The sequence below is a fragment of the Saccharopolyspora sp. ASAGF58 genome (assembly GCF_012277335.1).
In the GTDB taxonomy this organism is placed as follows: Bacteria; Actinomycetota; Actinomycetes; order Mycobacteriales; family Pseudonocardiaceae; genus Saccharopolyspora; species Saccharopolyspora hattusasensis.
In genome coordinates, this window is sequence record NZ_CP040605.1 from 4337774 (window position 1) to 4361495 (window position 23722).

Consider the following 23722-nt stretch of genomic DNA (forward strand, 5'->3'; position numbering starts at 1 on the left):
GTGCCCTCGGCAGGGCGTACGGCGTGAGAGCGAGGACTCCATGAAGGTCGAATCCAAGATCTTCAACTACATCACCATCTTCTTCTTCCTGTCCGCGATCGTGTACGGGGTCTGGGCCAAGGAGCCGGTCGGCACCGTGGCGCTGATCCTGGTCGGCGGGCTGTCCCTGATCATCGGCAGCTACTTCTCGTTCGTGGCGCGCCGCATCGAGGACCGGCCCGAGGACAACCCGGACGCGGAGATCAGCGACGGTGCCGGTGAGCTGGGCTTCTTCAGCCCGGGTAGCTACTGGCCGGTGGGTCTGGCGGCCTCCGCCGCCTTCGCCGGTCTGGCCCTGGCGTTCTTCCACGTGTGGATGATCGTCATTGCCGTCGGCTTCGTGCTGATCATGGTGGCTGGGCTGGTGTTCGAGTACCACACCGGTCAGAGCCACCACTGACGACGACACCGAGCGCAGGCCCCCGAGTCCACCGGACCCGGGGGCCTGCGCGGTTTAAGAGCCTGTCGGCGAATGCCGTCCGCGCCTTTGGAAGCGGCGTAGCCGCTTGCATTCACCTTGCCAAGACGACCATCGGCGTGTTCTGAGAGGTTTTCTGGCGAGGACGGCCCCTTCGCCGCGTATTGGACATACATCAGGAGGGGCACCCGCAGTCCAGGGAACCTCTCAGGTTCCGCTAAGCGACCACCCACCCAGACCATTCACCAACAGGCTCTAAGATCTTCCAGTACCGCTGTAGCAGGAGGTTTTGCCGTGATCACCGCGATCGTGCTGATCCAGACCGCCGCCGATCGCCTCGCCGAGGCGGCCCAGGAGATCGCCGACCTGGACGGCGTCGACGAGGTCTACTCCTGCGCGGGCGACGTGGATCTGATCGCCATGCTGCGGGTGTCCCGCCACGAGGACCTGGCCGAGATCGTGCCCGGCCGGATCAACAAGGTCGAGGGCGTCCTCGACACGGACACCCACATCGCGTTTCGCTCCTACTCCCGCAGGGACACCGAAGCGGCGTTTTCCATCGGCCTCGAAGAGGAGTTACCTCGCAGTTTCGATTGAAACTGCGCTTGAAGGAGCCTGACGGACCACAGTTTCAATTGAGACTGTGGTACACCGGAGTGGTGGCATGGCTTCAATTGAAACTGTGATGTGGTCTGGCACCAGGTCAGGCGCGGAGGGCTGTGGAGCGCGCAGCCCAGCGGTCCAGGAGGTCCGCGGCGGCACCGGAGTCGATCGCGTTCGCCGCGCGCTCCAATCCGGCGTTGAGCTGGTCGCTGAGGTTCGTTGCGGGGCCGTCGTAGGCCGCCGCCGCGCCGGCCGCGTTCAGCAGCACAGCGTCCCGCACCGGGCCCGTGGCGCCGCCCAGGAGATCGCGGACTGCTTTCGCGTTGACCGTCGCGTCGCCGCCCTGAAGGTCCTCCGGGCGGCTGCGGGCGATGCCGAACTCCTGCGGGTCGATCCGGTCCTCGCGGACCGCGCCGTCGTGCACCACCCACACCGTGCTGTCGGCAGTGGTGGTGATCTCGTCCATGCCGTCGTCGCCGCGCACCACCAGCGCGGAATTGCCGCGGGAGGCGAACACCTCGGCCACCACCGGTGCCATCCGGGAGTCGGCGCAGCCGATCAGGCCCGCCGCCGGGAGCGCCGGGTTGGTCAGCGGCCCGAGCACGTTGAACGCCGTCGGAATGCCGATCTCGCGCCGCGCGCCGCCCGCGTGCTTGAACGCGGGGTGGAACACGGGCGCGAAGCAGAACCCGATGCCGATCTCCTCGACGCAGCGCCGCACGCCCTCGGGCGGAAGGTCGATGGCCACGCCGAGCTCCTCCAGCACGTCCGCGGTGCCGCACTTCGACGACGCGGCTCGGTTGCCGTGCTTGACGACCGTGATGCCGGACGCGGCGAGCACGATCGAAGCCATTGTGGAGATGTTCACGCTGCCGGATCGGTCACCGCCGGTGCCGACGATGTCCACCGAGCGCTGCGTGATCTCCAACCGCCGGGCGTGCGCGAGCATCGCGTCGGCCATCCCGCGCACCTCTGCGGGCGTCTCGCCCTTGGCGCGGAGCGCGACCACGAAGGCCGCGACCCGCGCGGGCGAGGCCTCCCCGGACATGATCAGGTCCATCGCCCAGGCGGTTTCCTCCGCGGAGAGATCCTCACCCGCGACCAGGCTGCCCAGCAGTCCTGCCCAGTTTCCCGCCATGGTTTCCACGTTCTTCACTCCGTCTTCAGCAAGCGGCGGCGGCCCCGACGCGGTGCAACGGACGCTCCACGAGCCGCGACCCGAGGACGCAGCGCCGGTGCCTCCCGAAAGGGGAGCGCGGACCGCGCCGCTGCGCCAATCATCCCGCAACGTCAGGTCAGGCGGGTACCGGCTTGCCCTGCGAACGCAGGACCTCGGCGACGGTCTCGGCCGCGGCCAGCGGGTCCAGCGGGTGCACCAGGACCGCGTCGGCCTGCGACCAGGTCGCCAGCCATCGGTCGTCTTTGCGGCGCACAGCGACCACCACCGGCGGGCACTGCGCGATCTCGTTCTTCAGCTGCCGGGACACGCCCATGCCGCCGGTCGGCTGCGCCTCGCCATCCAGGATCACCAGGTCCGCGTGGCCCGCGTCGACCTCGCTGAGCACGTGCGCCACGGTCCCGGCCTCGATGTAGTGCAGCCTGGCGAGATCCGGGGCCGGTCGGCGCCCGATCGCTGTGATGATCGCCTCCCGGATCTCGGGGCGATGGCTGAACACGAGAACGTTCGTGGTCGGTGTGCTCATCACTAGCTCCTCGCGGGTCGGCGCAGGATGGGGCGGTGGGACCGCCGTACATCTCCGGATGCTATCCGCCCGACCGGGGCGAACAGTAGTCGCCCAGGCAAATCGATCAACCAGAAGTCGATCAGTTCGGGTCGGGTTGCAGGGCGTCCCAGCCGAAGGACTGACCGCCGTGGCGCTGGGCGAGCCCGGCCATCCGGGAACTCTCCTGTGAGCAATGCAACGCGTCGAGTCGCTGGACACGCAGCGCGACCAACGCGGTCAGGCCTGGCGCGGCGAGCTCGCTACCCCGCCCACCTGGGCGAAGTTCCCAGCCGTCGGCGTCCAGCAGGGTTCGGGCGGCCTCGATCGAGCACTCCGGAAGGGTCAGGTGGTGGCGCAAGACCGCAGGTAGTTCGGGCTGCCAGCGCTCGGCGCGGGCGAGGGCGGCCGAGGCGGCCTCGGTTTCGTCGAACGCGGTCACGACGACCTCCAGCGCGGGATCGTCGACGCTGGTCACGGGCCTGCTGCGGGCCCTGCGGGCGGCCCAGAAGGCCGACCACCGTGCGTGGATGCTTTTCACAGTGCGTTACCTCCGGACTGCAATCCGACCACCCTGCGGCTGACGGCCGGACCCGAAGGCGCGAGGGGAAAACGTGCAAGACATAATGCGTCGCGTGACAACGGCAGCGCCCTCAATCAGTCAACGCGTGCACTCGCTGAACCGGCCGAACATGGTCAGCGTAGGCACCATCGTTTGGTTGGCCAGCGAGCTGATGTTCTTCGCTGGGCTCTTCGCCATGTTCTTCACGGTGAAGGCGCAGAACGAGGGCGAGTGGCCACCACCGCCCACTCACCTGAACCTCCCGTACGCCCTCCCGTTCACGATCATCCTGGTGGCGTCCTCGTTCACCTGTCAGTGGGGCGTGTTCGCGGCGGAACGGGGTGACGTCTTCGGCCTCCGCCGGTGGTACGTGATCACGCTGATCATGGGCACGCTCTTCGTGCTCGGGCAGGCCGGTGAGTACTACACGTTGGTCACCGAGCACGCGACCACGATCGCGTCGTCGGCCTACGGGACGGTCTTCTACATGACGACCGGCTTCCACGGGCTGCACGTCATCGGCGGGCTGATCGCCTTCATCTTCCTGATCATCCGGACGAAGCTCAGCAAGTTCACGCCGGCCCAGGCCATCGCCGCCATCGTGGTGTCGTACTACTGGCACTTCGTGGACATCGTGTGGGTCGGCCTGTTCGCCGTGATCTACCTCGTCCCATGACGGCTGAAGCAGGGTCCCATTGATCGGCTTTTTCTCACGAGGTCGAAACCGAACACCCCGAACCGGACAGCAAGGGTTGCCGCTCTCATGACCACCAACAAGAAACGGAACCGCGCGGGCTCGCAGCTCAAGCGGCGGATCTCCGGTGTACTGGCGTTGGGCATCGCGCTGGTGGGTGCCGGCGGGCTGTACACCGTCGTGACTCCCGAGCCGCAGACCGCGCACGCCGCTGCGGACCCGGCTCTGGTGAGGCAGGGCGAGCAGCTCTACAACAACGCCTGCATCTCCTGCCACGGTTCGAACCTGCAGGGCGTCCAGGACCGCGGACCGAGCCTGGTCGGCGTCGGCGAGGCCGCCGTGCACTTCCAGGTCGCCACCGGCCGGATGCCGATGGTGCGCCAGGAAGCGCAGGCGATGCGCAAGCCGCCGAAGTTCAACCCGGAAGAGATCGACGCGCTGGCCGCCTACGTGCAGACCTACGGCGGTGGGCCGGAGTCTCCGAAGAAGACCGGTGAGGCGCTGCAGGGCAGCAACACCGCGCGCGGCGGCGAGCTCTTCCGGCTCAACTGCGCGTCCTGCCACAACTTCACCGGCCGTGGCATCGCGATGTCCTCCGGCAAGTTCGCGCCGAACCTGGCGCCGGCCACTGAGCAGGAGATCTACGAGGCGATGCTCACCGGCCCGCAGAACATGCCGAAGTTCTCGGACCGGCAGCTGACGCCGGAGGAGAAGCAGGACATCATCGGCTACGTCAAGTCGGTCACCAACGGCAACAACAACCCGGGTGGTAACGACCTGGGCGGCTACGGGCCCGGGCCGGAGGGTGTCATCGCCTGGGTGGTCGGGCTCGGCGCGCTGATCGGCCTCACCCTGTGGATCGGAGCCAGGGCATGAGTGAGCACAACAAGACGGAATACACCGACGCCGAACTCGCCGAGATGAGCCGCGACGAGAAGGTCCGGCTCGGCCTGACGCTCGACGACGTCGAACTCGTCGAGTACCGGGACAACTGGCCCGTGCCGGGCACCCGCGCGGAGCGCCGGGCGGAGCGAGTGGTCGCCGCCTGGTTCACCCTCGCCGGCCTGTCGGCGCTGGCGTTCATCGCGGTCTTCGTGTTCTGGCCGTGGGGCTACGTGCCGCCGTCGGACGAGCGCGCGCACTTCATCTACTCGCTGTACAACCCGCTGATCGGTTTCTTCTTCGGCCTGGCGATCCTGGCCGTCGGCATCGCCGTCGTGCAGTACCAGAAGAAGTTCATCCCGCACGAGGTCGCGGTCCAGCAGCGGCACGACGGCCATGGCTCCGACGAGGTCGACCGGCAGACCACCGCCGCGCTGCTCGCCGACGCGGGCAACCGCAGCGGCATCACCCGCCGGTCGATGATCCGCCGCACCGCAGGCTTCGGTGCTGGTGCCTTCGGCGTCGGCGCGGGCGTGTTCGCGATCGGCGGTCTGGTCCGCAACCCGTGGGCGACCGAGGGGCCGGAGTCCCTGAAGCACACCGGGTGGCTGTCGGAGAACGGCGAGAAGACCTACCTGCGCCGCAACACCGGCGATCCGCACGAGATCTCCCTGCTGCGGCCGGAGGACATCGACGCGGGCGGCTTCGAGACCGTCTTCCCGTTCCGGGAGTCGATGCGGCACGACGAGCACGAGCTCGAAGCCTCGATGCGCAAGGGCGACGCGCCGGTCATGCTGATCCGGCTGCGCCCCGGCAGCAAGCCGGTCAAGCGCAAGGGCCAGGAAGACTTCAACTACGGCGACTACTACGCCTACTCGAAGATCTGCACCCACGTCGGCTGCCCGACCTCCCTGTTCGAGCAGCAGACCGGGCGCCTGCTCTGCCCCTGCCACCAGTCTCAGTTCGACGTGGTCAACACCTACGCCAAGCCGGTGTTCGGTCCGGCCACGCGGGCGCTGCCGCAGCTTCCGATCATGGTGGACGAGGACGGCTATTTCGTGGCCAAGGGCGACTTCATCGAACCGGTCGGCCCGGCGTACTGGGAGCGTAATTCATGAGTTCGATCACTCGACCGACAAAGGCGGAGAGCGCCACGTACCGCAAGGTGGCCACCGCCGCCGACGAGCTCGACTCGCGGTACCAGCTCGCCAAGGGCATGCGGCGCCAGCTGAACAAGGTCTTCCCCACGCACTGGTCGTTCCTGCTCGGGGAGATCGCGCTCTACACGTTCATCATCCTGATCGTGACGGGCGTCTACCTGACGCTGTTCTTCGACCCCTCGATGGAGGAGGTCGTCTACAACGGCGTCTACCAGAACCTCCAGGGCGTCCCGATGTCCCGGGCGTTCGAGACGACGCTGAACATCTCGTTCGAGGTGCGCGGCGGTCTGTTCATCCGGCAGCTCCACCACTGGGCGGCGCTGCTGTTCGTCGCGGCGATGGCGGCGCACATGTTCCGGGTGTTCTTCACCGGTGCGTTCCGCCGCCCGCGCGAGAGCAACTGGACCATCGGCGCCCTGCTGTTCATGCTGGGCATGTTCGAGGGCTTCTTCGGCTACTCGCTGCCGGACGACCTGCTTTCCGGCACCGGTATCCGGGCCACCCTGTCCGGGATCGTGCTGTCGATCCCGGTACTCGGCACCTGGATCCACTGGGCGCTGTTCGGCGGTGAGTTCCCGGGCACGGAGATCATCCCGCGGCTGTACGTGCTGCACGTGCTGGTGATCCCGGGCATCATGCTCGGGCTGGTCGCGGTGCACCTGGCGCTGGTCTGGTACCAGAAGCACACCCAGTTCCCCGGGGTGCGGCGCAAGGAGAACAACGTCGTCGGCGTCCGGATCATGCCGGTCTTCGCGCTCAAGGGCGGTGCGTTCTTCGCGCTGGTCACCGGCGTGTGCGCGATCCTGGCCGGTGTCTTCCAGATCAACGGAGTCTGGAACCTCGGCCCGTACAACGCGTCCCAGGTGTCGGCGGCCTCGCAGCCCGACTGGTACCTGATCTGGGCGGACGGCATCCTGCGGATCTGGCCCGCCTGGGAGCTCTACATCGGCAAGTACACCGTGCCGCCGGTGTTCTTCGCGGGTGTCATCGGCATGGGCATCCTGTTCACCCTGCTGATGACCTACCCGTTGATCGAGCGCAAGCTCAGCAAGGACAACGCGCACCACAACCTGCTCCAGCGGCCGCGTGATGCGCCGGTCCGGACCGGTCTCGGTGCGATGGCGCTGACGCTCTTCGGCGTGCTGATGATCTCCGGTGCGAACGACATCGTCGCGTTCGAGTTCAACATCTCGCTGAACGCAATGACCTGGGCCGGTCGCGTCGGCCTGCTGATCCTGCCGCCGATCGCCTACTACATCACCTACCGGGTCTGCCTGGGCCTCCAGCGCAGCGACCGTGAGGTGCTGGAGCACGGCGTGGAGACCGGCATTATCAAGCGCCTGCCGCACGGCGAGTTCATCGAGGTCCACCAGCCGCTCGGCCCGGTGGACGACCACGGCCACCCGGAGCCGCTGCCCTACCAGGGCGCTCCGGTGCCGAAGAAGATGAACAAGCTCGGCGCGGCCGGCAGCCCGGTGGCGGGCAGCCTGCTCACCCCGGACCCGATCGAGGAGACCGCGGCGCTGGAGCGGGCGCGGCACGAGGACGAGGTCCAGCAGGCGGAGCGCGAGCTGACCGCTGGCAAGCCGCAGCAGCCCACCGAGTAAGCGCAGTTCGATCGAGGCCCGGCCCCCGAGGGGTGCCGGGCCTCGTCGTTTTCCGAGATCGCGAGGTGGTGGCGGGCCCACTACGGTTGCCCGCGTGACATCGATCAACGATCCGGAGATCCGGGGCTTCCTCGAAGCGGGCACCCGCACCGGCATGCTCGGCTTCACCGCGAGCGACGGGCGACCGCTGGTCGCGCCGGTGTGGTTCGTGCTGGATGGCGGCGACGTGGTGTTCAACACCGGCAAGAACACCGCGAAGGGCCGCGCGATCGCCCGCGATCCGCGGGTCGCGCTGTGCGCGGACCTGCCCGAGCCGCCGTTCGCGTTCGTGCAGGTGCAGGGCATCGCGGAGATCTCGGAGGACCCCGCCGAGCTGCTGCGCACGGCGACCGAGATCGGCGGCCGCTACATGGGACGGGACCGGGCCGCGGAGTTCGGCCGCCGCAACGGGGTGCCGGGGGAGCTGGTGGTCCGGATCCGGCCGACCAAGGTGATCGCCAGCCTCGACATGACGGGCTGACGGCTCCAGGGGCGTTGGTTCCGCGGGCAGGTGGCCACGATCTTCAGTTGATCGCGGCGTAGGGGGTGCGGCCAGTGGTCGCCTTCTCCAACCAGGCGCGCCAGGAACCCGCGGCGTTCGCCGGTTCGGCCCACGGGATGCTGCAGCGGACCATGCGGGTGCCGCCGGTGGTCAGCCAGCGGTAGACGACCCGTGCTTCGTCGGCGGTCGTGCCGTGCAGTGGTCCCGCACCGGGGATCACGGTCTCCGCCGACGCCTGCAGCAGATCCACGATCGGCATCGGCGGGACGCCGCGCCGGGCGGTGCTCGCGGCGGCGAGTCGCCCGTGCCGGATCACCGACAGGTGCCAGCCGCCTCGGCCGTCCGGCCGGGCCGCTACGAGCTCGGGCACGCTGGTCAGGGCGGCCAGGCGTTGCCCGCGGTCCAGCGAGCGTACGAGCGTTGCCAGTTGGTCGCGGTGCACGGCGGCGTCTTCGAAGCGTTGCGCGGCGGACAGCCGGTCGAGCTCGTCGCGCAGCCGATCCAGCAGATCGGCGCTGCGGCCGCGGATGACGTCCCGGATGGAGATCACTGCGGGCTCGTACTCCTCGGCGCTCTGACGGCCCGCACAGGGCGCGCCGCAGCGCTCCAGCTCGTACAGGGCGCAAGGTCGGCCGCTGGGTTCGCGCGCCGGGATGCGTTCAGCGCACCGCCGCACGGTCGTGGCGGACTGGAGCGCCTCGACGGCGTCGGCGGCGGCTTGGCGGGAGCTGAACGGACCCAGCGCATCGGGTTTCGCGATCCGGACCACCGACAGGCGCGGGAATGGTTCGTCGGTCAGCACCACCCACCAGGCGCGCTGCGGGAACTTCGAACGCCGGTTGTAGCGCGGCTGGTGCGCGGCGAGCAGCCGCAGTTCCCGGACCTCCGCCTCCAGCGGGTGGGCGCACACCACGTGGTCGACCCGCTCGGAGATCGTCACCATCTCCTTGATCCTGCTGCGCCGCTCCCCGGCGGTGAAGTACTGCCGGACCCGCCGCCGCAGGTCGGTCGCGGTGCCGACGTAGAGCACCTCATCCTTCGGGCCGCGGAACAGGTAGACGCCCGGCGAGTTCGGCAGACCGTCGGCGAGGCCGCGCTTGCGCCGCTGCTGCGGCGTGACGTCCGGCAGGTGGCCGAGCAGGTCTTCCAGCGTTCGCACCCCGAGCGGACCGACGCGCTCCAGCAGGGCGTGCAGCACGTCGACCGTGGCGCGAGCGTCGTCCAGCGCGCGGTGCACGGGAACGGTGCGGGCGTTGAGCACCCGCGCCAGCGTGCCGAGCTTGTGGTTGGGCGTCTCGTCGCGGGTCAGCACCCGGCGGGACAGCCGAACGGTGTCCACCACCTGTGGCTTCGGCCACCGCAGGCCGAGCCGATCGCAGTTGGCGCGGAGGAACCCGATGTCGAACGGGGCGTTGTGCGCCACCAGCACGCTGCCGCGGCAGAACTCCAGGAAGACCGGCAGCACGGCGTCGAAGCGGGGCGCGTCGACGACCATCGCCTCAGTGATGCCGGTGATCGACACGATCGAGGGCGGAATGCCGCGATCCGGGTTCACCAGCGTGGCGAACTCGCCGAGCACTTCACCGCCGCGGACCTTGACGGCACCGATCTCGGTGACCGCGTCCCCGTCGCGGTCACCACCGGTGGTCTCCAGGTCGACGACGACGAAGGTCACCTCGTGCAGCGGGACTTCCTCGGTGGTGAGGAGCTCGTCGAAGGACAGTTGCGGGTGCGCGGACATCGGCGCTCAAGTTACGGCCCGCTACCGACAGGACCGGTGATCGCCCCGGTCTTCGGTTAGAGCCTGTTGGTGAATGGTCTGTGTGGGTGGTCGCTTAGCGGAACCTGAGAGGTTTCCTGGACTGCGGGTGTCCCTCCTGATGTATGTCCAATACGCGGCGGAGGGGCCGTCCTCGCCAGGAAACCTCTCAGAACCCGCCGATGGTCGTCTTGGCAAGGTGAATGCAAGCGGCTACGCCGCTTCCAAAGGCGCGGACGGCTTCGCCGACAGGCTCTCAGGACAGGGAGGAAACGCGTCAAGTCTGTGCACGAGGCGACCAGGCGATTCGGTCGGGCCATCGGCGCGCTGAGCGAGAATCAAGCCAGCACAACAACCTTTTGCCTTTTTGGGGAAACCGGGCTGGTTCCAACCCGGCTGGCGTTGATCGCGGAAGACCAGGCTGCTCGCCGAGCGGCCGGGCAGCGAGAGCCAGGAAACCCCCCATTCATGCGTGGGAGGGTTCGAGTTGGTCCCGCTACCGCGACAGGGTCGGTGGATGCGGGATTCCGGGACCCCGGCCGTTAGCCTGTGGGGGTGGTACCGCCGAAGCCGGGGTCAGCCGACACCCCCACCCCCGACGAGTCTGCTGTGGACAGTGCGCAGCAGGCCGGTGGCCCGTTGATCGACTGGGACGCGCTGCCCGGCCCGCTTCGCCTCCGGCTGGCGGAACTCGCTGCCGGCGCACTGGACGAGATGCGCGCGTCGGACGTGCCGGCGCAGCTTCGCCCGGTAGGCCGCTTCGCCCCCGCCAAGCGGGCCAAGCTGGGCCAACCTGTGCTGATCGCCGCGCTGCGCGACTCCGGGGTGTTCCACACCGCCGTTGTGGACTGGTGCCGCAACCACCGCCCCGGGGCACTCGCCTTCGACGACGCCGACCCGGTCGCGGTCGCCGCGGCCGCCGTGCTGCTCGGCTCGCCGATCGCGCCGCACTACGTGGAGCTGATCGCGTTCCGCACCGAACAGGGCCAGCTGCGCGCCGAGCGCGACTCCGCGACGGCGCGAGTCGAACGGCTGAACGCCGACGTCGAGCGGCTGCGCGGCGAACTCACCGAAGCCAAGCAGATCGCCGACCGGGTAGGTGGCGAGAGCAGCGCGGAGGCGGACCGGCTGCGCAAGCGCCTGCGGGAGCAGGGCGTGCGTCTCAAGGAAGCCAAGGACGCCGCGGAGCACGCGCGCAGCGAGCTGGAGAAGGTCCGCGAGGAGCGCGAGGCCGCGCTCGGCGAGATCGCTGCGGAGCGGGACCGCGAGCGGACGCGAGCGCAGGACGAGCGACGGCGCGCGGAGCGCGCGAGCGCCGAGGTGGAGGTGGCGCGGCAGTCCGCCCGAGAAGCCCGTCAGGGCGACGAGGTGCGGCTGGCGCTGCTGCTGGAGACGCTGGAGGGCGCCGTAGGCGGCCTGCGGCGCGAGCTCGGGGCGAGCGGGAGCGGGCCGCGGCCCGCGGACGTCGTGCAGCGGGTGCGGGCTCATTCCGGCGCGACCGGCGAGGTGCCGGACGTCGCCGCGTTGGACCGGTTGCTGGCGTTGCCAGCCGTGCATCTGATCGTCGACGGCTACAACGTGACCAAGACCGGGTATCCGGAATTGCCGCTTTCGGATCAGCGGGATCGGTTGGCGCACCAGTTGGCCGCGTTGTCGGCGCGGACTGGCGCGGAGGTCACCGTGGTCTTCGACGGCGCCGACGTGCTGGCGGTGCCGACCGCCGGGCCGCGCGGGGTCCGGGTGTTGTTCAGCGAGGCCGGGGTGCAGGCCGACGACGTCATCCGGGATCTCGTCTCCGCCGAGCCGAAGGGGCGTCAAGTCGTGGTGGCGACCTCGGACCGGGCCGTGGTCACCTCCGTCCGCCGACGTGGCGCTTATGCCGTTTCGTCTGCGATGTTGCTGGCCCGGCTGAACCGGGTCTAGCAGCTTGCCGATGCAACCGACCGCCTGGCGAATCGGTGGGTGCGTGGCCGATCTCATAATCGATCACCCAGGTGTCCCAGATCTCCCTATCGGGTGGATTTTTCCGTCGCTATCCCAGGTAGTTAAGCCGCAAGATTCGTCACCGTGAGCGCACGACTCTCCTCCGTTAGAGGTCTTGTGCATGGATGCACAAATTTTTCGACCCGCTTCTGGACGTTGCGGCTCACCTTTCGTAACCTACTCGGGACCTCGTGGCGATCAGTTGCCCAGACCGGGCGGCCCGCGGGGCACCGCTACATCGACTTGTCGGGGAGTCGGGCCGCACCGGGCAGGGGGCAACCGGGCGGTAAGCGGGTGGAGACGAAGGAGCAGTGCGCGACGTGGAGTCGCACCGACTTAAGCGCTCTTTGCGAGGTGCCCTGGCCGCAACCGCGGTCGCAGCCGTCGTTGGTATGACCTCCGGGCCGGCGCTCGCAGACCCGCAACTCCCGAACAACGCCTCAGACGCGGCCAAGCAGGTGCAGGAGCTCCAGCACCAGGCCGAACAGCTCACCGAGGACGCCAAGAAGGCCGAAGACGACCACAACGCCAAGAAGGACGAGCTCGACCGGGCGAACCAGGAGGCCGGCCAGGCCGAGCAGGTCGCCAACCAGGCCCGCGCCGAGGAAGGGCGGTTCCGCGGCCAGGTCGACCAGCTCACCCACGCGTCCTACCAGGGTGCCCGGCTGAACAAGCTGTCGGCGCTGCTGGTGAGCGAAACCCCGGACGACTTCCTGGACCGCGCGTCCGCTCTGGACGTGCTGGCCAAGGACAACAACGACGCGATCAAGGCGCTGACCTCGGCGCGGCAGCAGGCCGAAACCGCCGAGCGCGCCGCGCAGGATGCCCGCAACCGCGCCGTGCAAGCCGAAACGGATGCCGCGCGCATCGCCGAAGACCTGGACCAGAAGACCAAGGCGATGCAGGACCAGATCGCCAAGGCCAGGCAGCGCTACAACGAGCTCAGCAGTGCGGACCGCGACTCGCTGAAGTCCGACGGCGAGACGGGCGTGGGCTCGATCGCCGGCGCCGGTGCGGCGGTCGCCGCGGTGAACGCCGCGCTGGGCAAGCAGGGCTCGGACTACGTGTGGGGCGCGAAGGGTCCGTCGACCTTCGACTGCTCCGGGTTGACCTACTGGGCCTACAAGCAGGCCGGCGTGACCATCGGCGGCTCGACCAAGACCCAGGTCACCGAGGGCCGCAGCGTCTCCGCCAGCGACCTCAAGCCGGGCGACCTGATCTTCTACTACAGCCCGGTCAGCCATGTCGCCATGTACATCGGCAACGGCAAGGCGGTGCACGCCCCCACCGAGGGCGACGTCGTCAAGGTGGCCGACTACAAGACGATCGCCCCGATTACGGCCATCCGCCGCATCGCGGGCTGAGCCTGCACCACTTGACTTCCGGGGCCGGCACCACGAAGTGCCGGCCCCGAAAGTGTGTCGGGGGGCCACGGGTCCACCGATGTGACCGGGAATACGATGCGCCCTGTGCCTGCGCCGGGGACGTATCGGGGGTGGCTGGCGGCTGCCGCCGCCGGCGCCGTGCTGGCCGGGGTTTCCTTGCTTTCGCTGCCGTCGCCGGAACTTCCGCGCAGCGCGCCGGTGCAGGTGTCGGGGCGGGCTGGGTTCACCGTCGCGACGTCGCCGCCGGAGGTGGCTGTGCGGCGCCTGCTGGAGCAGCGGGCCGCCGCGGTCCGGTCCGGCGACGAGTCGGCGTTCGCGGCCACGGTGGACCCGAAGTCGCCGCTGGATTTCCAGCGGCGACAGCACGAACTCTTCCGGAACCTCGCGACGATCCCGGTCACCGAGTGGGCCTACCAGTTGGACGGCGCGACGGGGGACCGGCCCCCGGTGCCCGAAGCTGACGAGACCTGGGCGCCGCGGGTGGTGCTGCGCTACGCGCTGACCGATGTGGACAGCGTGCCCACCCAGCGCCCGCTCGGCTACGTGTTCGCCCGGCGCGGCGGTTCCTGGTACCTCGCGGGCGACGAGGGCGCGCACGGGAACGTTTGGCGCGGCCCGTGGGACTTCGGGCTGTGCCAGGTGCGCCGCACCGCCACCGGAATGGTCATCGGCCACCGCCGGCAGCCGGTGGAGCGGGTGGCCCGGCAGCTGGACGCCGCCGTGGCCGACGTGACGCGGATTTGGGGCCCGGGCTGGTCCCAGCGGGTCGGCGTGGTGCTGCCGGAGTCCCGGGAGGAGCTGCGGTCGCTGGTGGGGCCGGAATTCGCGGTGGACGACATCGCGGCGGTGGCGGTGGCCGATCGGGTGGACGTCGCGGCTCGCCGGGTGGAGGGCCCGCGCGTGGTGCTCAACCCGAAGGCGGCGAGCGAGCTCTCCGACACCGCCCTGAGAGTGGTGCTGCGGCACGAGATCACGCACACCGCGGCCCGCGCGGACACAGTGGACGGTGCGCCGATGTGGATGCTGGAGGGCTTCGCGGACTACGTCGGCTACCGCGGGAGCGGGGTGGCGCCCAAGTACATCGCCCCGGACCTGGTCCGCCAACTACGCGAGACCGGGCCGCCGGCGAAACTGCCCGACGACGGCGACTTCCACCAGGGCGGACGACGCCTGGACCTGGCGTACCAGCAATCCTGGTCGGTGGTCCGCCACCTCGCCGAACGCCTCGGCGAACGACGCCTCGTGGACCTCTACCGCCGCGTCGCGGCCTCGAACTCACCGACCACAGTGGACAAAGCTCTCCGCGAGACTACGGGCCTCACCAAGGACCAGCTGGTCGCCGACTGGCGAGCGGATCTCCCCAACACCTTCGGCTGACTCTTTCGAGGCGACGGAGACCTTCGGACGGGCAAGTCGCTTGAAACTTCCCTTAACCGGCTCAGTGAGCTGGCGAGGTCACGCTGCACGAACGCACCGCGGCGATCACGAAGCGCGACGATGCCCCGTCACCCGGGGTGGGCGCAATTTCTCGCGAAATTGGCGGCCCTGCGAGGACGAGCGCTCCTACTTGGAGTAGATGGCCTCGATCTCGGTCGCGTGGTTCTCGGCCACCTTGTTGCGCTTGAGCTTCATGCTCGGCGTCAGCTCGCCGGAGGCCTCCGTGAAGTCCTGCGACAGGATGCGGAACTGCTTGATCTGCTCCGCGCGGGACACCGCCTTGTTGGCCTCGTCGACCGCCTTCTGCACCTCGGCGCGCAGGTCCGGGTCGTCGATCAGCTCGGACGCCGCGGTGTTCTCCGGGCGGGAGTTGTTCGCCAGCCAGGACGGCAGGAACTCCGGGTCGAGGGTGATCAGCGCGCCGATGAACGGCTTCTGGTCGCCGACCACCATGCATTGGCTGATCAGCGGGTGCGCCCGCAGCGCGTCCTCCAGCACCGCCGGGGCGACGTTCTTGCCACCCGCAGTGACGATGATCTCCTTCTTGCGGCCGGTGATCTTGAGGAAGCCCTCGTCGTCCAGCGAGCCGAGGTCGCCGGTGTGGAACCAGCCGTCCTTGAGGGACTCCTCGGTGGCGATCGGGTTGTTCCAGTACTCCCGGAACACGACGTCGCCCTTGATCAGCACCTCGCCGTCCTCGGCGATGCGCACCGACGTGCCGGCCACCGGTTTGCCGACGGTGCCGACCTTGAACGCGCACTCCACGTTCACCGCAGCGGCGGCGGTGGTCTCGGTGAGCCCGTAGCCTTCCAGCACCGGTACGCCTACGCCGCGGAAGAAGTGCGTGAGCCGTTCGCCCAGCGGCGCGCCACCGGAGACCGCCGCTATGCAGCGACCGCCGAGCGCTGCCCGGAGCTTGCCGTACACGAGCTTGTCGAACAGGGTGTGCTTGAGCTTCAGCCCAAGGCCGGCGCCACCGCCGTCCACGGCCCGGCTGTAGGCGACCGCGGTGTCCTCGGCGAGGTCGAAGATCCGGCCCTTGCCGCTGCCGTGCGCCTTCTGCTTGGCGGTGTTGTAGACCTTCTCGAACACCCGCGGCACGGCCAGCACGAACGTCGGCCGGAACGAGCTGAGGTCGGTGACGAGGTCCTTGACGTCGCTGGTGTGACCGAGGGTGGCCCTGCCGTACACACACATCACGCTGATCGCGCGGGCCAGCACGTGAGCCATCGGCAGGAACATCAGCATCGAGTTGCCCGGCCGGGTCAGCTGCGGGAACGCCTCGATGTCCGCGCGCACCTCGGCGAGCATGTTGCGGTGCGTGAGGACACAGCCCTTGGGGCGACCGGTGGTGCCCGAGGTGTAGATCAGCGTCGCGAGGTCCTCGGCGCACACCGCGCGGCGGCGCAGATGCAGGTCCCGGTCTTCGACCTCCGCGCCGAGCGCGGTCAGCTCGTCGACCACGCCGGCGGCTCCGCCGCTGGTCGGGCCCTCGATCTGCCAGACGTGGGAGACCTCGGAGAGCCGGTCGATGACCTTGTCCACCTCGGCGCGGTGCGCCGCGGTCTCCACGATCACGGCCTTGGCGCCGGAGTCGTTGAGCATCCACTCCACCTGGTCGGCGGAGGAGGTTTCGTAGATCGGCACCGTGACGCAGCCGGCCGTCCAGATCGCGAAGTCCAGCAGGCTCCACTCATACCGGGTCCGCGACATCAGCCCGACCCGGTCACCGGCCTGCAGGCCGGTGGCGACGAGGCCCTTGGCCACGGCCAGCACCTGCGCGGCGAAGTCGGCGGCGGTGACGTCGACCCAGGTGCCGTCCACTCGGCGTCGGAAGCTCACGGTGCTCCCGAAGCGCTCCGCGTTGGCCCACACCATGTCGGTGAGGTTCTCGTCCTCGGCCACAGTCGTTGTGGCGGGTGCGCTGAACTCTCGCACGTCGAAACCTCCGAAAACACACCAGTCAGTGGGGCACAACCTAACGCCGATAGTTACTGAGCGGTAGTCCTGCGGGGCCTCCCGCTGCAGTCAGCACAGCGTAGTCGTCACGGCGATCAGCGCGGTGCCGCCGGTCGGCGGCCTGCGCTTTCTGGCGGGACACCCGCCGGCAACCGGCGTTCCACCGCGGTACCGGAACGGATTAGGTTCGAGGTAGGAATTGTCGGCGGATGGGAGTTGAGTTGCGCGTCCACGTCGTTTCGGACGTCCATGGCAACGTCGAGGCCCTCAAGCGCGCGGGGGACGGCGCGGACGCGTTGGTGGTGCTCGGCGACCTGATCGACTTCGTCGACTACCACGACCACGGCAAGGGCATCCTGGGGCGGGTTTTCGGCCCGGAGAAGGTGGCGCGGTTCGCCGAACTGCGGCGCAGCCGCCGCGGGCCCGAGTTTGGGGCTTACGTGCGTTCGTTGTGGGCGGGGCTGACCGATCCGGCGGCAGTGGTCGAGGAAGCCGTCCGCGAGCAGTACGACGAGCTGTTCGGCGCGATGAACGCGCCCGCCTACGCCACCCCCGGCAACGTCGACGCGCCCCGCCTGTGGCCGGAGTTCGCCCGCGACGGCATCCACGTGCTGGACGGCGAGAGCGTCGAGATCGGCGGCCTGACCTTCGGTTTCGTCGGTGGCACCCTGCTGCCGACGGGTGCGACGCTGCGCCGTCACGCTGCCTGGGTGCCGTACCTCAGGCCGGAGGACGAGTACAACGCCGCCGTCGCGGCGCTGCCCGAAGTGGACGTCCTGTGCACCCACTTGCCGCCCGCCCTTCCGGAGCTGGTCTACGACGTGGTGGCGCGGCGGCCCGAGGACGGCTCGACCGCGCTGGTGGAGCGGATCGCCGCCGACCAGCCGCGGTGGTCGCTGTTCGGGCACGTGCACCAGCCGCTGGCGCAGCGCATGCGCATCGGGCGCACCGAGTGCGTCAACGTCGGGCATTTCAAGCGCACCGGGCGGCCGTACGTGATCCAGTGGTGAAGGTGAGGAAAACCCGGCTCCTCCGTGCCGCTGCCGCCGCTCGCACCCGGTAACCTGCGGCGCATGGTCGATCAGTCCACCCAATCCATCGTGATCGAGGCCCCCGCCGGGCAGATCATGGCAGCCATCGCGGATTTCGCCGCCTACCCGGAGTGGGCGGAAGCGGTGAAGGAGACCGAGGTGCTCTCGCACACCTCGGACGGCGACGCGGCGAAGGTCCGCTTCGTGCTGGACGCCGGGGTGGTCAAGGACACGTACGTCAACGTCTACGACTGGGCGGCTGACGGGCTGTCGGTGAGCTGGGAGCTCGTCGAAGGGGGCGTGCAGAAGGCGCAGCAGGGCAGCTACCGGCTGAACCCGCTGCCGGACGACCGCACCGAGGTGACCTACAGCCTGGCCGTGGACCTGGCGATCCCGATGATCGGCCTGTTCAAGCGCAAGGCCGAGAAGATGATCATGGACACGGCGTTGAAGGAGCTCAAGCGCCGCGTCGAAGGCGCGAAGTAGGGCACCGGCCGAAGCCCGACAGAGACCGAGACGATCCGTTGCGAATCCTGCTGTTCACCGGAAAAGGCGGGGTGGGCAAGACCACCCTCGCGGCAGCCACCGCCGCCCGCGTTGCCGGGCACGGCGGCAAGGTGCTCGTCGTCTCCACCGACCCGGCGCACTCGCTGGCCGATGCGCTCGACGCAGACCTCGGCGCGCATCCGCGCGAAGTTCGGCTGGACGGTTCGCGCGCCATGCTGCACGCGGCCGAGGTGCAGACCCGCGAACTGGTCGACGGCACCTGGCGCGAACTGCGAGAACATCTGCGGACCATGCTGCAGGGCGCGGGCGTCGACGACGTCGACGCGGAAGAGCTCACGGTGCTGCCCGGGGCCGAGGACCTGCTGGCGCTCACCGAGGTGCACCGGTTCGCCGCGAGCGGGCTGTGGGACACCGTGATCGTCGACTGCGGCCCGACCGCCGAGACGCTGCGGCTGCTCGCGCTGCCCGAATCGCTGGCCGGCTACCTGGAACGGCTGTTCCCGGCGCACCGCCGGGCCGTGCGCGGCCTGCTGGCCGGCATCGCCGGCAGCGAGCAGGTCGAGCGCTGGGACTCCGTCGCCGACGGACTGGGGCGGCTCGCGGAACGGCTGGCAGGGCTCAAGGGCATGCTCGGCGACGAAGGCACCAGCGTCCGGCTGGTGCTCACCCCGGAGTCGGTGGTGGCCGCCGAAACCCGCCGGACGCTGACCGCCCTGGCGCTGCAGCAGATCCGGGTGGACGGCCTGGTGGCCAACCGCCTGGTGCCGCACCCGGGATCGGCGCGCGGCGCCGCGGCCGGGTGGCTGCGCACCCGTCGCCGTGAGCAGGAGAAGGTGCTCGACACGCTGCGGGGCGCGACGGATCTTCCGCTTCGGGTGGTCGAGCATCGCGCCGCGGAGCCGGTCGGTGCGGAGGCGCTGCTGGCGCTCGGCGACGAGCTCTATGCCGAGGTGAACCCGCTGGAGAACCTGTCGGGCACGCCGTCCATGCAGGTCACCGGCGGTGGACGCGGCTTGGATGCGGAGTACGCCATGCGGATCGCGCTGCCGCTGCACCCGTCGGCCGACCTGGAACTGGCCCGGATCGGCGCCGAGCTGGCGATCACCGTCGACGGCCGCCGGCGGCTTTTCGCGCTGCCTGCGGTGCTCCAGCGGTGCATCGTGATCTCGGCGGTCGCCGGCGACGACGGGCTGACCGTGCGGTTCCGGCCCGACCCCGAGTTGTGGATGCGGTGAGAGATGCGCGACGAATCCCGGCACGACCAGCTCTTCGAGGAACTCCGCCTGCTGCTCGACGCGGCCGCCGGAAAGGCCGAGGAATACCTGCGTGGCTGCGATCAGGACGCCGACTCCGGCGGTAAGGCCGACTGCGGTTGGTGTCCACTGTGTGCAGCCGTGGCGCTGCTGCGCGGGCATAGATCGGAGGTCAACGACCAGCTCGTCGGGATCGTTCAGGCGCTGCGGCAGATGCTGGCCGATCAGCGTCCGGCGGCGGAGCCCGAGCAGTCCGAAGAGGACGTTCCGGTGGTGTCGAAGGTCCAGCGGATCCGGGTCCAGCGGGTCGACGGCACGGTGCTGGCCGACGAACCCGAGGCCGTGTCGCAGTGCTGACCATCGGAGTGGACGTCGGCGGGACCAGCGTGCGGGCCGGCGTGGTGGATCAGCACGGCGAGATCCTGGAAATCCACCGCGTTCCGACGCCGGCCACCAGCACCGAGCTGAACGCGGCGGTCGCGGACACCGTCCGCGCGTTGTCCGACCGGTACCCGGTCGCCGGGGTCGGCCTGGCAGTCGCCGGGTTCGTCAGCGAGGACCGCCGGGTGGTGCGATTCGCGCCGCACCTGGCGTGGCGGCACGTCGCGGTCGCCGACGAACTCGCCGACCGGCTCGGGCTGCCGGTGGTCCTGGAGCACGACGCGAACGCCGCCGCCGTCGCGGAGCAGCGCTTCGGCGCGGCAGCGGGAGCGCGGGTGGCCGCGCTGGTGGCCATCGGCACCGGCATCGGCAGCGCGCTGGTGATCAACGGCGAGGTGTTCCGCGGGGCCTACGGAATCGCGCCGGAGCTCGGGCACCTGCGCGTCATCCCAGCCGGGCGGCCGTGTTCGTGCGGGAAACGCGGCTGCTGGGAGCGGTATTGCAGCGGCACCGCTCTGGCGGCCACCGCGGCGGAACTCCGGCAGGAGGAGCCGGGAGCGCCGGTCGAGCAGACCGGTGTCGAGGTGGCGCGCGCGGCGGAGGCGGGGGATCCGGTCGCCCGCCGCGCGGTGGCCGACCTGGCGCGCTGGCTGGGCGAGGGCCTCGCGCTGGTCACGGACGTCTACGACCCGGAGGTGGTGGTGATCGCCGGCGGGGTCTCCGACTCGGCGCACCTGTTCCTCGACGATGCCCGCGAGTACTACGCCACGGCCATCACCGGAGCCGGGCACCGACCGCTGGCGAGGATCGCGGTGGCCCACTACGGGGATTCGGCGGCCATGATCGGCGCGGCGGCCCTGGCCCGAGAACACGCCTTAACCAAAGCCCCACACCCGACCTGACGCCGCAATTTCAATGGAAATCGAAGGTCCGATTTCCATTGAAATTGCGGAAGTTCTCCACAGCGTTCGGCGTGTCGGGCTCTGACACGCCGGAGTTCCGCAATTTCCATTGAAATTGCGGGACGACGTCAGACCTGGGCTCCGTCGTCGTTGCCGGAGTTCGGCGGGCCCTGGCGCAGCCGCAGCAGGAGCCATCCGATGCCCGCGCTGATCAGCACCAGCCCCAGCGGCATCGAGAGCGAGCTGGCCATCCCGGCCAGGCCGGGCACCAGCAGTACCAGCACGCCGACCGCGATCACCGCGATCCCCAGCAGCGTGGTGATGCGCGGGGTGGGCAGCGGTGGCGGTTCCGGCGGGACGAAGTGCTCGTCCTCCTCGTCGGGCTGCGGCGTCCAGTCCCGCGGTCCCGCGTCGCGCTCGGGCTGCGGCTCGACTTCGGCCGCGTCCGAGACCGCACTCGCGGTATTCGCGGCGCGGTCGGAGGGGACGTCCTCGGGCCACCGCGCGAACGTCGAGTCCCGCTCCAGGTCGGCGACTATCTCGGCGAATGCGGCGTCGATGTCCTCCGGCCCATCGGGGTTGTCGCGGCGCGTGTTCATACGACTTCCTCGGCCCGTTCGCGGTGGATTCGTTGCAGGAACTCGACGCTACCGGCGAACACCGCCCGCGCGTCATGGTCCAAGGTCGCTACGTGGAAGCTGTCGGCCAGCACGACCTCCGCGAGATCAACGCTTGCGACCCCGTCCAGCACGATCGCGGAGTTGACCGGTTCGACGATGTGGTCGACGGTCGACCGGAACAGCAGCAGCGGCTGGCGCACCCGGCCGAGGTCGTCGCGCACGATCCCCCACAGCTGCTGGAGGCTGGCCATCGCGCGCAGTGGCAACCGGTCGTAGGCGAGTTCGAAACCGCCGGGTTTGGCGATGTCGCCGGGGATCCCGCCGACCGCCGGCCACAGCCGGCTCAGCAGCGGCAGCAGCCGGGCCGTCTTGCGCAGCGTCGTCACCGAGGGGTTGACCAGCACGATCCCGGCGATTTCGGGATGCCGCTGGGCCAGTCGCAGGGTGAGCGTGCCGCCCATGGACTGGCCGAACACGAACACCGACCGGCACCGGTCGCGCAGTTCGGCGAGCGCGGCCTCGGTGGCGTGGTACCAGTCCAGCCAGGTGGTCCGGTTCAGGTCCGGCCACCGGGTGCCGTGGCCCGGCAGCAGCGGGCAGCGGACCGTGTATCCCTCCGCCGCCAGGTGCTCGCCCCAGGCCCGCATGCTCTGCGGGGTGCTGGTGAAGCCGTGGCAGAGCAGCACGCCGATGTCTTCCGAACCCTCGTGGACGAACGGTTCGGCACCGGGGAGCACGGGCACCGCGGCCTCCAAACAGCATCGGCGAGCCAGTATCGCCTCATCGTCGCATGCGAGGCCGACATGCGGGGCGGCCTTGGCGATTCATCCGCGATCGCACCGGCGAGATCACCGATGGCGAGGCCGCATTGTGCCGGATCTCGGGGCTCCGTAGGCTGAGCAGGGAAGTCGGCGGGGCGAGGAGGCGGCGCAGCGGTGTTGTACTGGGTGATGAAGCACTTCTTGCTCGGGCCCTTGATGAAGCTGTTCTGCCGTCCGAAGGTCGAAGGCGTCAAGCACGTGCCGACCACCGGCGGCGCGATCCTGGTCAGCAACCACCTGGCGGTCGCCGACTCGTTCTTCATGCCGCTGATGATGCCGCGGCGGGTGACGTTCCTGGCCAAGCGCGAGTACTTCACCGGCAAGGGCTTCAAGGGCAAGTTCAAGAAGTACTTCTTCTCCGGCGTCGGGCAGGTGCCGATCGACCGGTCCAGCGGCGCCGCCGCGCAGGCCGCCCTGGACACCGGCGTCCGCCTGCTGCGCGAGGGAAAGCTGCTGGGCGTCTACCCGGAAGGCACCCGGTCCCCGGACGGCCGGCTGTACAAGGGCAAGACCGGTGTGGCGAGGATGGCGCTGGAGTCGAAGGCGCCGGTGATCCCGATCGCGATGTTCGGCACCGATCGGGTCAACCCAATCGGGTCGAAGATGTGGTACCCGCACAAGGTGGTGGTGAAGGTCGGCCCGCCGCTGGACTTCTCCCGCTACGAGGGCATGGCCGGCGACCGGTTCGTGGAGCGGTCGATCACCGACGAGATCATGTACGCCCTGATGGAGCTCTCCGGGCAGGAGTACGTCGACGTCTACGCCGCTAAGGTCAAGGACGACTTGGCCGCGCAGGGCAAGCACGTGGCGGGCTGGAAGACGCAGAAGTCCGCCGAGCGCCTCCCGGAGTCCAAGGCCGGCTGACGGCCCGCGACCGGACCCGGAACCGCCGCCACCTAGGCTGACCTGGTGCGATACTTCTACGACTGCGAGTTCATCGAGGACGGACACACCATCGAGCTGGTGTCGATCGGGGTGGTCGACGAGTCCGGGCGCGAGTTCTACGCGGTGTCCACCGAGTTCGACGCGTCTCGGGCCGGTGCCTGGGTTCGGCAGCACGTCCTGCCGCAGTTGCCGCTGCCCGCCGATCCGTGCTGGCGCTCCCGCGCCCGGATCCGCGAGGACCTGTACTCATTCCTGACCGCGCGCAGCGGGAACATTGAGCTGTGGGCCTGGTACGCGGCCTACGACCACGTGGCGCTGGCCCAGCTCTGGGGCGTGATGCCGCTGCTGCCGTCGCGGATCCCGAAGTTCACCCGCGACCTGCGGCAGCGTTGGGAGGACCTCGGCAAGCCGAAGTTGCCCGCCGCGCCGGACAACGCACACGACGCCCTGGCCGACGCCAAGCACAACCTCGAACGCTGGCGGGTGATGGAGGAGGTCCGCCGCAAGCGCGGCTTCGCCTGATTTCCGACTCGTGAGGGGTGCCGGTTCCAGCTAGAACCGGCACCCTTTTT

24 protein-coding genes are annotated in these 23722 nt (G+C 69.5%); 17 read left to right on the forward strand and 7 right to left on the reverse strand.

What is annotated here, in order from left to right; genetic code table 11:
- Positions 1-40: 40 nt before the first annotated feature.
- Both FDZ84_RS20765 and FDZ84_RS20770 read left to right on the forward strand, forming a co-directional pair.
- Positions 41-439, forward strand: a complete 399-nt coding sequence (locus FDZ84_RS20765; protein ID WP_010695317.1) for a cytochrome c oxidase subunit 4 — start codon at positions 41-43, stop codon at positions 437-439.
- A 312-nt stretch (positions 440-751) separates the two neighbouring features.
- On the forward strand, positions 752-1054 hold the full coding sequence (locus FDZ84_RS20770; protein ID WP_168587263.1) for an Lrp/AsnC family transcriptional regulator: 303 nt from the start codon (positions 752-754) through the stop codon (positions 1052-1054).
- 106 nt (positions 1055-1160) lie between these two features.
- Here FDZ84_RS20770 and trpD read toward each other — a convergent pair whose 3' ends face one another.
- The 3 genes from trpD to FDZ84_RS20785 all read right to left on the reverse strand — a co-directional run bounded on the left by trpD (position 1161) and on the right by FDZ84_RS20785 (position 3313).
- Complete coding sequence (gene trpD / locus FDZ84_RS20775; protein WP_168587264.1) at positions 1161-2198, reverse strand: anthranilate phosphoribosyltransferase; 1038 nt, start codon at positions 2196-2198, stop codon at positions 1161-1163.
- 157 nt (positions 2199-2355) lie between these two features.
- Entirely contained in the window at positions 2356-2763 is a 408-nt protein-coding gene (locus tag FDZ84_RS20780) for a hypothetical protein (RefSeq protein WP_168587265.1), read from the reverse strand.
- Positions 2764-2884: 121 nt separating this feature from the next.
- The gene (locus tag FDZ84_RS20785; RefSeq protein ID WP_371812907.1) at positions 2885-3313 is read right to left on the reverse strand and encodes a hypothetical protein; all 429 of its coding nucleotides are present in this window, start codon (positions 3311-3313) and stop codon (positions 2885-2887) included.
- A 94-nt stretch (positions 3314-3407) separates the two neighbouring features.
- On the opposite strand from FDZ84_RS20785, the gene FDZ84_RS20790 reads away from it, so the two are divergent.
- The 5 genes from FDZ84_RS20790 to FDZ84_RS20810 all read left to right on the forward strand — a co-directional run bounded on the left by FDZ84_RS20790 (position 3408) and on the right by FDZ84_RS20810 (position 8206).
- Positions 3408-4019 (forward strand): heme-copper oxidase subunit III, encoded by a 612-nt coding sequence (locus FDZ84_RS20790; RefSeq protein ID WP_168587266.1) that lies wholly within the window; start codon positions 3408-3410, stop codon positions 4017-4019.
- An 87-nt stretch (positions 4020-4106) separates the two neighbouring features.
- Entirely contained in the window at positions 4107-4913 is an 807-nt protein-coding gene (locus tag FDZ84_RS20795; protein ID WP_168587267.1) for a c-type cytochrome, read from the forward strand.
- A complete protein-coding gene (locus FDZ84_RS20800) occupies positions 4910-6037 on the forward strand; it encodes a ubiquinol-cytochrome c reductase iron-sulfur subunit (RefSeq protein WP_168587268.1) in 1128 nt (375 codons plus the stop codon). The genes FDZ84_RS20795 and FDZ84_RS20800 overlap by 4 nt, the downstream gene beginning before the upstream one ends.
- Positions 6034-7686 carry a cytochrome bc complex cytochrome b subunit gene (locus tag FDZ84_RS20805; protein ID WP_168587269.1) on the forward strand — a complete coding sequence of 551 codons (1653 nt, stop codon included), beginning with the start codon at positions 6034-6036 and terminating at the stop codon, positions 7684-7686. Before FDZ84_RS20800 ends, FDZ84_RS20805 begins: the two co-directional genes overlap by 4 nt.
- 94 nt (positions 7687-7780) lie before the next feature.
- Positions 7781-8206: a PPOX class F420-dependent oxidoreductase gene (locus FDZ84_RS20810; RefSeq protein ID WP_168587270.1), complete on the forward strand. Its 426-nt coding sequence runs from the start codon at positions 7781-7783 to the stop codon at positions 8204-8206.
- Positions 8207-8249: 43 nt separating this feature from the next.
- Here FDZ84_RS20810 and FDZ84_RS20815 read toward each other — a convergent pair whose 3' ends face one another.
- Positions 8250-9968 carry a DEDD exonuclease domain-containing protein gene (locus FDZ84_RS20815; protein ID WP_168587271.1) on the reverse strand — a complete coding sequence of 573 codons (1719 nt, stop codon included), beginning with the start codon at positions 9966-9968 and terminating at the stop codon, positions 8250-8252.
- Between the two features lie 627 nt (positions 9969-10595).
- Here FDZ84_RS20815 and FDZ84_RS20820 point away from each other — a divergent pair.
- From FDZ84_RS20820 to FDZ84_RS20830, 3 genes are all read left to right on the forward strand, one after another.
- Complete coding sequence (locus FDZ84_RS20820; RefSeq protein ID WP_210435024.1) at positions 10596-11909, forward strand: NYN domain-containing protein; 1314 nt, start codon at positions 10596-10598, stop codon at positions 11907-11909.
- Positions 11910-12280: 371 nt separating this feature from the next.
- Positions 12281-13333 (forward strand): C40 family peptidase, encoded by a 1053-nt coding sequence (locus tag FDZ84_RS20825; RefSeq protein WP_246868305.1) that lies wholly within the window; start codon positions 12281-12283, stop codon positions 13331-13333.
- 96 nt (positions 13334-13429) lie between these two features.
- Entirely contained in the window at positions 13430-14731 is a 1302-nt protein-coding gene (locus FDZ84_RS20830) for a basic secretory family protein (RefSeq protein WP_246868306.1), read from the forward strand.
- A 186-nt stretch (positions 14732-14917) separates the two neighbouring features.
- On the opposite strand, the gene FDZ84_RS20835 is transcribed toward FDZ84_RS20830, so the two are convergent.
- Positions 14918-16729 (reverse strand): long-chain fatty acid--CoA ligase, encoded by a 1812-nt coding sequence (locus FDZ84_RS20835; RefSeq protein ID WP_168587272.1) that lies wholly within the window; start codon positions 16727-16729, stop codon positions 14918-14920.
- Positions 16730-16971: 242 nt separating this feature from the next.
- Here FDZ84_RS20835 and FDZ84_RS20840 point away from each other — a divergent pair, with 242 nt between their 5' ends.
- The 5 genes from FDZ84_RS20840 (at position 16972) to FDZ84_RS20860 (ending at position 20824) form a co-directional block, all read left to right on the forward strand.
- A complete protein-coding gene (locus FDZ84_RS20840; protein WP_168590222.1) occupies positions 16972-17760 on the forward strand; it encodes a metallophosphoesterase in 789 nt (262 codons plus the stop codon).
- Positions 17761-17823: 63 nt separating this feature from the next.
- Complete coding sequence (locus tag FDZ84_RS20845; RefSeq protein WP_168587273.1) at positions 17824-18267, forward strand: SRPBCC family protein; 444 nt, start codon at positions 17824-17826, stop codon at positions 18265-18267.
- A gap of 38 nt (positions 18268-18305) precedes the next feature.
- Positions 18306-19523 carry an ArsA family ATPase gene (locus FDZ84_RS20850; protein WP_168587274.1) on the forward strand — a complete coding sequence of 406 codons (1218 nt, stop codon included), beginning with the start codon at positions 18306-18308 and terminating at the stop codon, positions 19521-19523.
- A gap of 3 nt (positions 19524-19526) precedes the next feature.
- Positions 19527-19898, forward strand: a complete 372-nt coding sequence (locus tag FDZ84_RS20855) for a hypothetical protein (protein ID WP_168587275.1) — start codon at positions 19527-19529, stop codon at positions 19896-19898.
- On the forward strand, positions 19892-20824 hold the full coding sequence (locus FDZ84_RS20860; RefSeq protein ID WP_168587276.1) for an ROK family protein: 933 nt from the start codon (positions 19892-19894) through the stop codon (positions 20822-20824). Before FDZ84_RS20855 ends, FDZ84_RS20860 begins: the two co-directional genes overlap by 7 nt.
- A gap of 128 nt (positions 20825-20952) precedes the next feature.
- On the opposite strand, the gene FDZ84_RS20865 is transcribed toward FDZ84_RS20860, so the two are convergent.
- Positions 20953-21423: a DUF308 domain-containing protein gene (locus tag FDZ84_RS20865; RefSeq protein WP_168587277.1), complete on the reverse strand. Its 471-nt coding sequence runs from the start codon at positions 21421-21423 to the stop codon at positions 20953-20955.
- Positions 21420-22187, reverse strand: coding sequence for a carboxylesterase (locus FDZ84_RS20870; protein ID WP_168587278.1), 768 nt, complete (start codon positions 22185-22187; stop codon positions 21420-21422). Before FDZ84_RS20870 ends, FDZ84_RS20865 begins: the two co-directional genes overlap by 4 nt.
- A 192-nt stretch (positions 22188-22379) precedes the next feature.
- Here FDZ84_RS20870 and FDZ84_RS20875 point away from each other — a divergent pair, with 192 nt between their 5' ends.
- Both FDZ84_RS20875 and FDZ84_RS20880 read left to right on the forward strand, forming a co-directional pair.
- Positions 22380-23129: a 1-acyl-sn-glycerol-3-phosphate acyltransferase gene (locus FDZ84_RS20875; RefSeq protein ID WP_168587279.1), complete on the forward strand. Its 750-nt coding sequence runs from the start codon at positions 22380-22382 to the stop codon at positions 23127-23129.
- Positions 23130-23174: 45 nt separating this feature from the next.
- Entirely contained in the window at positions 23175-23672 is a 498-nt protein-coding gene (locus tag FDZ84_RS20880) for a polyadenylate-specific 3'-exoribonuclease AS (protein ID WP_168587280.1), read from the forward strand.
- The last annotated feature ends 50 nt before the right edge of the window (positions 23673-23722 follow it).

Coding starts and splice junctions, on each gene's coding strand:
- FDZ84_RS20765 (WP_010695317.1), top strand. CDS start 41: ATGAAGGTCGAATCCAAGATCTTCAACTACATCACCATCTTCTTCTTC.
- trpD (WP_168587264.1), bottom strand. CDS start 2,198: ATGGCGGGAAACTGGGCAGGACTGCTGGGCAGCCTGGTCGCGGGTGAG.
- FDZ84_RS20780 (WP_168587265.1), bottom strand. CDS start 2,763: ATGAGCACACCGACCACGAACGTTCTCGTGTTCAGCCATCGCCCCGAG.
- FDZ84_RS20790 (WP_168587266.1), top strand. CDS start 3,408: ATGCGTCGCGTGACAACGGCAGCGCCCTCAATCAGTCAACGCGTGCAC.
- FDZ84_RS20795 (WP_168587267.1), top strand. CDS start 4,107: ATGACCACCAACAAGAAACGGAACCGCGCGGGCTCGCAGCTCAAGCGG.
- FDZ84_RS20800 (WP_168587268.1), top strand. CDS start 4,910: ATGAGTGAGCACAACAAGACGGAATACACCGACGCCGAACTCGCCGAG.
- FDZ84_RS20805 (WP_168587269.1), top strand. CDS start 6,034: ATGAGTTCGATCACTCGACCGACAAAGGCGGAGAGCGCCACGTACCGC.
- FDZ84_RS20815 (WP_168587271.1), bottom strand. CDS start 9,968: ATGTCCGCGCACCCGCAACTGTCCTTCGACGAGCTCCTCACCACCGAG.
- FDZ84_RS20830 (WP_246868306.1), top strand. CDS start 13,430: ATGCGCCCTGTGCCTGCGCCGGGGACGTATCGGGGGTGGCTGGCGGCT.
- FDZ84_RS20845 (WP_168587273.1), top strand. CDS start 17,824: ATGGTCGATCAGTCCACCCAATCCATCGTGATCGAGGCCCCCGCCGGG.
- FDZ84_RS20855 (WP_168587275.1), top strand. CDS start 19,527: ATGCGCGACGAATCCCGGCACGACCAGCTCTTCGAGGAACTCCGCCTG.
- FDZ84_RS20865 (WP_168587277.1), bottom strand. CDS start 21,423: ATGAACACGCGCCGCGACAACCCCGATGGGCCGGAGGACATCGACGCC.